This is a genomic window from Campylobacter concisus, assembly GCF_002913225.1.
In the GTDB taxonomy this organism is placed as follows: Bacteria; Campylobacterota; Campylobacteria; order Campylobacterales; family Campylobacteraceae; genus Campylobacter_A; species Campylobacter_A concisus_J.
The window spans coordinates 1-454 of sequence record NZ_PPAW01000037.1; the positions used below are offsets into that span (position 1 = coordinate 1).

Sequence of the window (454 nt, forward strand, 5' to 3'; positions counted from 1 at the left end):
TTTTTTTTGGGTATCAAACCGGCTTGGTTTTAACCAGCCAAAAACCCCAAAACCACACTGGGATGTTCTAAGCCCTTGCTTTAAAACCCGCCTTGGCCAGCCTCCTCCAGGGATTGTTCTTTTTGGGCGCTTCACCTTTAAAGCTAAAAAGCCACTCTGCCACGAGTGCATATTAAGTGATCTTTGTAAGAGCAAGGATAAGGTGATATAGAAAAATTTGCTAGAAATTTCTAGCAAATTTTTCTATATCACCTTATCCTTGCTCTTACAAAGATCACTTAATATGCACTCGTGGCAGAGTGGCTTTTTAGCTTTAAAGGTGAAGCGCCCAAAAAGAACAATCCCTGGAGGAGGCTGGCCAAGGCGGGTTTTAAAGCAAGGGCTTAGAACATCCCAGTGTGGTTTTGGGGTTTTTGGCTGGTTAAAACCAAGCCGGTTTGATACCCAAAAAAAA

Annotated in this window: 1 protein-coding gene and 1 pseudogene; one reads left to right on the plus strand and one right to left on the minus strand. The window is 42.7% G+C overall.

Going from position 1 to position 454, the window contains the following annotated elements; translation table 11 throughout:
* Positions 1–112: 112 nt before the first annotated feature.
* Positions 113–211 (plus strand): hypothetical protein, encoded by a 99-nt coding sequence (locus tag CYP26_RS10570; RefSeq protein WP_258031436.1) that lies wholly within the window; start codon positions 113–115, stop codon positions 209–211.
* A 32-nt stretch (positions 212–243) separates the two neighbouring features.
* On the opposite strand, the pseudogene CYP26_RS10575 reads toward CYP26_RS10570, so the two are convergent.
* Positions 244–454: pseudogene (locus CYP26_RS10575) on the minus strand (endonuclease III); the annotation flags it as partial.